General features: G+C 60.7%; 7 protein-coding genes and 1 pseudogene. 6 read left to right on the top strand and 2 right to left on the bottom strand.

All coding sequences use genetic code 11. The annotated features are described in order from the left end of the window. Positions 1 to 541: 541 nt before the first annotated feature. Positions 542 to 3,331 (top strand): benzoate 1,2-dioxygenase electron transfer component BenC, encoded by a 2,790-nt coding sequence (benC, locus tag U5775_RS38155; protein WP_322063305.1) that lies wholly within the window; start codon positions 542 to 544, stop codon positions 3,329 to 3,331. A 23-nt stretch (positions 3,332 to 3,354) separates the two neighbouring features. Here benC and U5775_RS38150 read toward each other — a convergent pair whose 3' ends face one another. Continuing rightward, positions 3,355 to 4,287, bottom strand: coding sequence for a helix-turn-helix domain-containing protein (locus U5775_RS38150; RefSeq protein ID WP_322063304.1), 933 nt, complete (start codon positions 4,285 to 4,287; stop codon positions 3,355 to 3,357). A gap of 124 nt (positions 4,288 to 4,411) precedes the next feature. Between U5775_RS38150 and U5775_RS38145 the strand changes: the two genes are divergently transcribed. From U5775_RS38145 to U5775_RS39600, 4 genes are all read left to right on the top strand, one after another. Further along, complete coding sequence (locus U5775_RS38145) at positions 4,412 to 5,257, top strand: SDR family oxidoreductase (protein ID WP_322063303.1); 846 nt, start codon at positions 4,412 to 4,414, stop codon at positions 5,255 to 5,257. Positions 5,258 to 5,270: 13 nt separating this feature from the next. Further along, positions 5,271 to 7,013: an FAD-dependent oxidoreductase gene (locus U5775_RS38140; RefSeq protein ID WP_322063306.1), complete on the top strand. Its 1,743-nt coding sequence runs from the start codon at positions 5,271 to 5,273 to the stop codon at positions 7,011 to 7,013. Then, positions 7,010 to 7,357 (top strand): NIPSNAP family protein, encoded by a 348-nt coding sequence (locus tag U5775_RS38135; RefSeq protein WP_322063302.1) that lies wholly within the window; start codon positions 7,010 to 7,012, stop codon positions 7,355 to 7,357. Before U5775_RS38140 ends, U5775_RS38135 begins: the two co-directional genes overlap by 4 nt. A 1,230-nt stretch (positions 7,358 to 8,587) precedes the next feature. Next, positions 8,588 to 9,037 carry a tyrosine-type recombinase/integrase gene (locus tag U5775_RS39600; RefSeq protein WP_415913760.1) on the top strand — a complete coding sequence of 150 codons (450 nt, stop codon included), beginning with the start codon at positions 8,588 to 8,590 and terminating at the stop codon, positions 9,035 to 9,037. Between the two features lie 459 nt (positions 9,038 to 9,496). Here U5775_RS39600 and nikR read toward each other — a convergent pair whose 3' ends face one another. Continuing rightward, the gene (gene nikR, locus U5775_RS38130; protein ID WP_322063301.1) at positions 9,497 to 9,955 is read right to left on the bottom strand and encodes a nickel-responsive transcriptional regulator NikR; all 459 of its coding nucleotides are present in this window, start codon (positions 9,953 to 9,955) and stop codon (positions 9,497 to 9,499) included. 159 nt (positions 9,956 to 10,114) lie between these two features. Between nikR and U5775_RS38125 the strand changes: the two are divergent. Continuing rightward, positions 10,115 to 10,399, top strand: a pseudogene (locus U5775_RS38125) (HoxN/HupN/NixA family nickel/cobalt transporter); the annotation flags it as partial.

Here is a 10,399-nt window from a genome sequence, read left to right as displayed (position 1 = left end):
GGTAGCATCAGCAAACGTAGTAGTAAAGGCCTCCGTCCCGTGAGCCAGCAACGGCGCAGCGCGCGGTTTGTGCCCATACCTTGCCGAGCGGCCGGAATACTTACCCGATAGCGGGGGGATGCAACAGTCTCTATTTGAATGTGGCCTCCTCTTCGGAGCACAAGGGAATGGCAGAAGAGAAATGCGCGCTTATTTATCAGATGGCGCCATGCCTTCGGCGGTCACCCGGTCCGGCGGTCTGACTCGGTCAATAGGCGGCAACAGCGGACAGAGGATTGCTGATTAAGCGACCCCGAAGCGCGGCACATTCGAAAAGGCGGATGAGGTCCAGGCTGCCTGGGACAGACTGCATCCATGACTATGCACGTTTTGTCCGGGCGAACGTCATCTCTGTCCATTGAGGGGAATGAGCCTCAGGCTCTAAATTGTTGTCATTAAACCCACCGGGCGCTCGCGAGAACCAAGGTTATCTCGCGCGCCACCGCCCGAACATACGGCCAGCGAAGCGGTATGTCCGGGCGGCTCCAGAGGAGACAACGCCATGAGCCACCAGATCACCCTCCGTTTTGAGGACGGAGTGACCCGCTTCATCGAGTGCGAGGAGGGCGAACGCGTCACCGATGCCGCCATTCGCGCCAAAATCAATATTCCACTCGATTGCCGTGATGGTGTATGCGGCACCTGCAAGGCAGTCTGCGAGTCGGGCGACTACGTGCTGGGCGACTGCGTGGACGATGCGCTCAGCCAGGAGGAGGCGAGCGAGCGCAAGGTGCTCACCTGCCAGATGAGCCCGCGTTCCGACTGCGTGATCCAGATCGCCACGAACGCCGATGTCTCCGGCACCGGGCCGGCTTCCCACAGGGGGCGGATCGTCGCCTGCCAGCGCGCGTCGGACAGCACGATTGCCTTCTCGGTCGAACTTGAGAACCGCGCGGATCTCAGCTTCCTTCCTGGGCAGTACGTCAACATCCAGGTGCCCGGAACCGATCAGACACGGTCCTATTCCTTCAGTTCGGGGCCGTCCGAGCCTCATTTGTCTTTCCTTGTGCGCAATGTGCGTCAAGGGGCGATGTCGACCTGGCTGTGCGAAAGCGCCCAAGCAGGGGACGAAATCGAATTTCGCGGCCCGATGGGAAGCTTCTACCTGCGCCCCATCGAGCGTCCGGTGCTGTTCCTGGCGGGTGGCACGGGCCTCGCGCCGTTCCTCTCGATGCTGGACAAGATCGTCCAGGACGGCGGCAGCCCGTATCCGATCCACATGATCCTGGGCGTGAACACCGATGAGGATCTGGTTGGCGTCGACCGGCTCGAAGCCTATGCGAAGCGCCTGCCGAACTTCACCTATGCCTGCACCGTCGCCAGCCCCGAAAGCGCCTGGCCCAACAAAGGCTACGTCACCCACCACATCGTCGCCTCCCAGCTCAACGATGGCGATGCGGATGTCTATCTCTGCGGGCCGCCGCCCATGGTTGATGCGGTGCGTAATTACCTCTCGTCCGAAGGACTGACGCCGCGCAACTTCTACTATGAGAAGTTCTCTGGCACCGGCCTCGTGGTCCAGACCGGCGAGGAGCGCATCGCGCCCGTTGATGTCGATGAAGCCTTTGACCTGCGCATGGCGCTCGAACTGGGGGCAGCGCAACTGACCATGGGCCGACTGTCGGGTGAGCAGTTGATCCGATTTCGCCAGCTTGCCGAGGCAACGGCGCCGTTCGTGTCGGGGCAGCGTTTTACCGACGTGGCGCGCTACATCGACGCAAACCACGCCTTCCACCTGTTCACGATCGAGGCGTCCGGCAACGCCCAGCTGATCGCGCTGTACCGGCAACTGGCTGTGCAGGACTTCATCGCGCGCGCGCTGACCGACCAGATCGAGATCGTCGGCGATATCGTCCAGCAGCACCGGGACATTGTTGCCGCCTTTGAACTGGGCGACCTGAACAAGGCGCGAGACGTGATTGCGCTGCATGCGCTCCATTCGAAGGCCACGATGAGCCGTGCGCTGGAGCGCATGGCACTGGGGAAGGCGGCACCGACGGTCGCCGTGCCCACTGTGCCCTCGATCGCTGTGCCGCAGAGCGCCTCTCAGGTTTGCCCGTTCACGGCCAAAACGCTTCCGGCCTACTCACACGAACTCGACTGGCCCGACGGACTGGAGCCGTTCAAGGTGGTCGACGACGGCTCGCAAGGCGACCCCTACGAGCACTACCGCTGGATGCGCGAGCATGCGCCGGTGCTGCGTTGCCAGTCGGCGACTTCGGACGTGTGGTTTCTCTCGCGCTATGACGACGTGTACCAGGCGATCCGCAACCCGAAGCTGTTTTCCTCCGAGGTCGTCAGCCCGCCACCACTGACCTTCCTGACGTTGTTCGACGCGCCTGACCACTCGCGGTTACGCAAGGTCGTCCAGCCGTCATTCCTGCCGCTGTCGCTCGATCCCTTTATCGGGCAGATCGAGCACAGGGCAGAGCATCTGCTCGAGGCGATGATCGCCAAAGGCGGCGGTGACGTCGTCAATGATTTCGCCATCCCGCTCAGCATTTCGACCATCTCCACGATGATCGACGTGCCGAACGAGGACGAGGAGAAGATGAAGTTCTGGTCGGACGAGACCTTTAGCTACTTCGGCCGGCTCGCCCGCAACGCGCCGGGAACCGGCACCGACGAGCAGAGCGCGAAGGCTTTCTTCGCTTACCTGAAGGAAGCAATGGAGCGGCTCGCGCTCACCGATAGCCAGTCGATCGGCGGGCATATCGCGCGCATGTGGAAGGACGGTCTGCTCTCGGAAAAGGAAGCGAAGGAGCTGTGCGCGTTCGTTTTCATCGCCGGGCATGACACGACGACGATTCTTGTCGCCAACGCTTTTCGCATGCTTGCCGAACAGCCGCATCTGCTGGGACGCATCCGCGAAAATCCCGCCGACGCGGACCGCTTCGTCGAGGAGGTAGCGCGTTATCGCGGCACCGTTCAGCGCGTGAGCCGCATCACCACCGAGGCGACTACGGTGGCGGGCGTTGATTTGCCCAAGGGCGCGGTGGTGCGGTTGCTGCTGTCGGCTGCGAACCGTGACAGCCGCAAGTTTGCCGACGGCGAGGCGTTCGACATCGACCGCGATTCCAGCGGACATCTGGGTTTCGGCAACGGCATGCACAAATGCCTGGGGGCGCCGCTTGCCAGGCTGGAGACGCTGATCGCGACGAAGGCGCTGGCCCGCAGGATCGGCGATATTGCGCTCGATCCGGCAAGGCCGATCCAGTATGTGCGGGGCAACAATCTGACCAACTCCGGGCCGGAGCATCTGTTCGTGAAGCTGGGCGGGTCGTCGGGCTAAACCGCATGGGGGGCGAGTCTGGGTCAGGCCGCTCCCTTTCTTTCACCCGGCCAGGATCGGTCGTGGGCCGCAGAGCGATATTCGGTTGGCCGCAGTCCAGTCTGCTTGCGGAAGAAACGACCGAAATAGGCCTCGTCCTGAAAGCCCAGTTCACTGGCGATCTGCTTCACGCTGAGCGTCGAATAGCCGAGCAGCCGCTTGGCTTCATGGATCGAGCGTGCATCGATGGCCTCGATTGCCGGAACCCCGAAGGCGGCACGGCAGATGCGGGAGAGCTGGCCGGTGGTCACGCCCATCTCTGTGGCGTAGGTGGCGACGGGCCGCCGCTCGCGGCAATGGCGGTCGAGCAACGCGCGGAATCGTTCGATCCGCGCCGCCAGGGTCCGCTGCTCGGAACTGGCTGAAAGCCGGGCGCTCTCGCTGAGGCGCCCGATCTTGACGAACAGGGCGATGGTCAGTGCCGCGCCTGCCGTGAATTGCCAGCGTTCGTGGCTCTCCGCCTCCTGACCGATCGACTGAAACAGTGTGTCCAGTGATATGCCCCGCTCGACCTCGCGGTCGATTGACAGCAACGTTGGTGTACGGATGAACTCCAGCAGCTCGGGCGCGGCCGCCATCGCGAGCGACTCCAGTGCTGACTGGGCGGCGGTAATGACGTGACCGTCGATGTCGCTGCGGAAGTGAAAGCCGTGGACCGAGCGAGCTGGCACGACGATCAGGCATGGCGCAACAACTGCCCAGGTTTTGCCGTCGATGAAGGTCTCGCCACCCCCTGCGGTGACGTAGAGCACCTGGATCAGCGCATCGTGGACGTGCGGCTCGATGTCGAAGTCGAAACGGCCGGCACGCAGGGGAATGCGTTCGTAATGCACCATGTCGACCCAGGATGGGTCGGCCTCCGCGCCATAGAGCGCGAAATGCTGAACGGTCCGGCGGCGCTTCTGGTCATGGGCCATGATGCACGTTATGTCCTGCTCTATGTGATCTCTGTCCATTGTTCCACAGGCGCCCCAGGCGTTCAATGGCGATATCCATTTCAGCAAGCGTAATTGCACGGAATATTTTACGGAGGATGACTACATGGGACAGGAATCTGAAAATCGCGCACCGACCTCGGCGCCATACGGGCTAGACCTGAACGGTAAGGTTTGCGTGGTCACAGGTGCGGGTAGTGGCATTGGTGCCGGCATCGCGCGCGCCTTCGCCAGCGTCGGAGCACATGTGGCGCTGGTGGACCGGAATCTTGACGGCGCGGAAGCGGTTGCCGCCGAACTTCGGAAGTCCGGTGCAGTGGCGCAGGCCATTGGCTGCGACGTGTCGGACGAAGCTTCGGTTGCCGCAGCGGCTGACAAGGTTCGCGCAGCGCTCGGGCCAGTCAGCGTGCTCGTCAACAACGCGGGACTTCTGCGCGCCGGCTCGCTCGAGACGGTCTCGATCGCGGACTGGAACCAGGCCATCGCCGTGAACCTCACCGGCTATCTTCTGTGTGCCCGCGCGTTCGGGCGCGACATGCTGGCGGCAGGCAAGGGCAGCATCGTCCACGTAGCCTCGATTGCGGCGCTCAATCCGCAGACCCATAGCGGTTCGTATAGCCCAAGCAAGGCGGGGGTGCTGCTGCTCTCGCGGCAACTGGCGGCGGAGTGGGGCCCGCGCGGTGTACGCAGCAACTGCGTGCTGCCCGGCATGATCCGCACTGCGCTGTCCGCGAAGTTCTACGAGGAGCCCGGCTTCGAGGCGCGCCGTGCCGCCGCCACCGCGAGCCGCCGCATCGGCGAGCCGGACGATCTCGCGGGCCCGGCGCTGTTCCTCGCTTCTGACCTCGCTGCCTATGTTAACGGCGCGGAGGTGCTCGTCGACGGCGGGCTCGATTGCATGCTGATGGACATGGTTCCGCGCCCCGGCTTCAACGCCACCCCCGCCGCGTGAGCGCCGTCACGCCATAACGACAAGGAGACTGAATATGACCAAGGAGATCACCTGCGACCTGGTCGTGGTCGGATCGGGCGCCGCGGGCCTCGCCACCGCGATCACGGCAAAGAAGCGCGGCCTCGATGTCATCGTGCTCGAGAAGGAGCCCGTGTTCGGCGGGACCACCGCGCTGTCGGGCGGGGTCCTGTGGATTCCGCTAAGCAAATATGGCCGGGAGCAGAATCCGGCTGACACCGTCGAGCGCGTGCGCGAATACATGATGAGCGAGACGGGCAGCAATTACGATGCTGCCGCAGTCCAGTGTTTTATCGAGAACGGGCCGAAAATGGTCGACTTCTTCGAGCGCGAGACCGAGATGAAGTTCGTGCCCACGCTCTATCCGGACTATCACCCGGACGCGCCGGGCGGCGTCGACATCGGCCGCTCGATCCTCGCCGCGCCTTATGACATTCGCGGGCTGGGCAAGGACATGCAACGGCTCAAACCGCCGCTCGAAACGATCACCTTCATGGGAATGATGTTCAATTCCTCGAACGCGGACCTCAAGCACTTCTTCCGCGCGACGAAGTCCCTTGTTTCGTTTCTTTACGTGGCCCGGCGTCTGGCTACGCACCTCAAGGAACTGGCGCTCTACCGGCGAGGAATCAACGTCACAAGCGGCAACGCGCTCGCTGCGAGGCTCGCGAAGTCGGCGCTGGCAATCGACATTCCGATCCACACTTCGACGCCCGTAAAGGAACTGCTGAGTGAGCACGGCAAGGTGGTTGGCGTGCGCGCGAAGGCAGCGGACGGCGACCTGCGCGTCACGGCGCGACACGGCGTCGTGCTGGCCTGCGGCGGTTTCCCGCACGACCTCAAGCGCATCGCGCAGGTCTATCCGCATGTGAAGCGCGGCGGCGAGCATCTCTCGCCCACGCCTGTCGGCAACACGGGCGACGGGCTGAGCATGGCCGAGAAGGTGGGCGGTGCCGTGGAACTCGGCTTCTCCGATGCGTCGGCCTGGATGCCTGTTTCGAAGGTGCCCTTTGGCAAGGGTCGCACCGGCGTATTCCCGCATCTGCTTGATCGCTACAAGCCCGGTGTAATCGGCGTGCTTCGCAGCGGTCGACGTTTCACCAATGAATCGAATTCCTACCACGATGTTGGCGCGGCACTGATTCGCGCCTGCGAGGGCGAGCGCGAGACGGCGATGTGGCTGATCTGCGATAAGGTAGCGCTCGGCAAGTATGGACTGGGCTATGCCAAGCCCGCGCCGATGCCGGTAGGGCCATTGCTACGCAAAGGCTACCTCGTCAAGGGCGAGACGATTGGCGAGCTCGCGCGCAATTGCGGGATTGTTCCTGATGCGCTTGACAAGACGGTTCACGCCTACAACCTCGATGCCGGACGTGGCGAAGATCCGGCATTCCATCGCGGCAGCACATCGTTCAATCGCTATCTCGCCGATCCGGACAACAAGCCCAATCCTTGCGTGGCGCCGATCGCGACCGGCCCCTTCTATGCCGTGAAAGTCGTGATGGGCGATCTGGGTACGTTCGACGGCCTCGGCACCAGCGTCACTGGCGAGGTGCTGCGGGCCGATGGCAGCCAGATTGATGGCCTTTACGCGGTCGGCAATGACCGGAGCAGCGTGATGGGCGGCAACTATCCGGGCGCCGGCATCACCCACGGGCCCAACATGACGTTCGGCTATGTCACGGGTAATGCCATCGCCAACAAGGCCACGACCAGCAAAGAGAAGGTGCACGCATGAGCCACCGCCCGATGTATCTGGCAAAGCCCCTCGTGGATTTCCGGATCTACACAATTGCCCTACGCAAGATGCCCGAGTTTATCGAGGTGTTCGACAGGCTCGCCATGCCAATCCTGCTCGAGACGCTGGGACATCCGCTCGGCTTCTGGACAAGTCTGGTCGGGCAGCAGAACCAGTTCACCCACCTCTGGGGGTATGATGACCTCGCAGACTACGAACGCCGGTGCCTTGCACGCGATACGCATCCAGACTTCCCGGCCTATCTCAAGGCATCGGGTCATCTGATCACCGCACAGGAGACACGGCTCATTCGTGCCGCCGCGCTGGATAGCGTCGCAGGGTAAGCCGATATTCCAATATCACGCACACGCTTTGGCGCTTGTCGTGCATTGCCCACAACAAAGCTGATTCCAACTGGGTCGAGGGCGGCTGGCTCAAGATGTGGCGGCGTCACTTTGGAACGTTCGCAAAGGCCCGGCCGAGAATGCACGCATTTGCTCAGAAGGCGCAAGGATCTTCCGACTTGCCGGTGGACCATTCTCTACTCATCGGTGGCGTGGGGGCGAACGGCGACAGCGGGCGCTTGGAGCACGCAGCGATCCGGATTGGAATGCTCTTCGTTGCCACGGTCGCATGATCGAAACAGGCCAGTTTGCCTGCTGACATGCGCTCGTTGTAGGTATGCGCCCATCAGCGACATCCCCCAATTCTGATGGCGGAGTGCGTGACACGTTGTCGGAAAGCGGATCATCAGCGGCGTCTTGTTGCGTGTCGAGGCCAAGTTTTGGCCCTCCGTGCGTACGCTGGTGCCAGCCGCGCTGCCACCAATGTTTTCAGGCCCCAACGAACCAGACTATTTGCAGAGCTACATGTATGTGGATCTATCGGCGTAAGTAAACGAAACGCGATCCGCATCGGGAGGTCTGCCGTAAGTGAAACCATCGTCGCCTGACTTGCCCCGGGGAAGCGTGAGCGCCGTTAACGTCCGAAGGGCGAAATCGTCGTTGGCGAGAATCTGAGGTGGTCTGAAGCCGATGTGACGGGAGCTGCCATATAAGCTACTGATGTACACGTTGACTGTGACGTGCGTTGCCTTGCGCCAACGAAGAGATGGGCCTAACGCATGGGTGGTCCGTCTCCCGCAGGGCCGCTTCAACGGTCCATCGACGCGGGAATGGGTATTGAAAAAATAAATTCAAAAAATGAATTTCGGAAATTGAACTGAAAAATAAAGACATTTTCGATGTCGAAATATTGAATTAGAATTTTAGTATGGATGTTGTGTTGATAAAGTGGCAATTCAGTGATATGCATTAATAGTCACGCGTCAGCCGAGCACCAGCCGCCCGACGTCAGAGCCGCCTCTTCCGACTGAAGAGCTTCGGTGGTGACCTCAGCACCGAAACAGCACTACGCGTCGATCAAGGATCCGAAAGCTGTTGGAGCACTGATGCGCGCGATCCGGGACTATGTAGGTGGCTTTGAAACGAAATGCGCATTGCTAATCGGGATTCTTACCTTTGTACGCCCGGGCGAGCTTCGAAAGGCAGAGTGGTCCGAATTCGACCTGGACCATGCTGAGTGGCGGCATCCCTGCCGCCCGGATGAAGATGGGAGAACAGCACATCGTGCCGCTCTCGACACAGTCTCTAGCAATCCTAAGGAATCTTCACTCGGTAACTGCGCATGGACGTTATCTTTGCCCCAGTGTTAGAACCGGTTCCCGGCCAATGAGCGAGAACACAGTGAATGCCGCTCTTCGTAGGCTTGGATATACGCGAGAGGAAATAACGGGTCACGGGTTCCGCAGCACTGCATCCACATTACTCAACGAGCTGGGATGGCACCCGGATGCAATAGAGCGGCAGCTATCACACGGCGAAAGAGATGAGGTCCGTGGCGCTTATAATTTCGCTGAGTATCTTCCTGTCCGAAAGAAGATGATGCAAGCGTGGGCTGACCATCTTGATCAGTTGGAGCGTGGAGCGAGATTGTTGAGGATAGGACTTTCCCGCGCAAGCTGATATCAGCTAGATGCCAAAAAGCAAATCGAAGAAACTCGCAAGCACGGCGACGTGTCGTCTGTTAGGCGACGTCCTCGCCAGCGAGAAGCAGCTAATTTTCTGTTGAATCATCGAAAGCATCGAAGGTGTCCTCGCCTTTGGCCGATACTTATTGATGTCACGAAATTGTTATCGCTTGCGGATATTGAAGAGACAATTGAATTTAATACGTTTCGTCCCGCATTTATTCATCTTTCAATTCGCCGATATTCGGGTGCCACTCAACCATTTAACGGACGTTAATGGAATACAATCGAGTGGGGATACTCGAATCATTGGCGATTCCTGTTCCTGAAATTTCGAGGGAGACCGTCGCGAAGGTCTCCGGGCGGCCAAGGATGGCTTTTCTGGAGCCTCACGCGATTGTCCTCAATCTGAACACTCGTCCGGAGATCGCGCATCCGGAAGCCCGAGCGTAGTTCACACGTGCAGATGGTCGTGACGTTCGGCCGCATCGCCATGATGGTGACGCGCGCGTTCGACCCGTACAGGTATTGTGTGCAGCTTCGCAAAACGCACGCCGCGCTGGCTGGTGATGCCATCCGCAAAATTCATCACGTCTTCGGTGCGACCGCGCAGGACCGACGCTTCAAGCAGGCTCTCATGGTCGAGATGCACGCGCATGCTTGCGACCGACAGGTCATGCCGATTATGGTGTGCGTGGGTAATTCGCCGCGCCAGGTCCCGAGTCGCGTGATCGTAGACATAGGTCAGCGTTGCAACGCAGTGCTTGCCAACCTGTTCCAGCGGCTGCCGCACCAGATGCTCGCGAACCAGATCGCGAAACGCTTCAGAACGGCTCGTGTAGCCGCGCTCGACCATCAGGTCGTCCACCGACGTCAAAAGTTCGTCGTCAATCGTGATTGTGATGCGCTGCATGGTGGTTTCCGCGTCGAAATGGGGTTCATGGTGAGTCAATGGTACGCCATAGACGATGTGAGCTATTTTTGAAAAGGTATTATCGACGCTGAAACGAGAGATGCAGGGCAGCCCATGTCACTACGCAAGGCTCTGTAATCAGAAGCGGACGGAGATGAAATGACCCACTTGATCAGGGCGCTGTTCGGCGACGAACAGGGGCAGATGAAGCAGAAAATCGGTGCGCTCTACGCGCTGCTGATCGCGTTCAACGTCGGCGCGTGGATCTGGGCCTTTGCCGCCTTTCATCACTATCCGCTGCTGATGGGAACGAGTCTGCTCGCATGGTCGTTCGGCCTGCGTCACGCGGTGGACGCGGATCACATCGCCGCTATCGACAACGTGACACGCAAGCTGATGCAAACGGGCCGGCGCCCGATTACCGTCGGATTCATGTTCTCTCTT

Origin of the sequence: Paraburkholderia sp. J63 (assembly GCF_905220245.1) — a bacterium.
Classification (GTDB): Bacteria; Pseudomonadota; Gammaproteobacteria; order Burkholderiales; family Burkholderiaceae; genus Paraburkholderia.
This window is presented reverse-complemented; position numbering and strand designations above follow the sequence as displayed.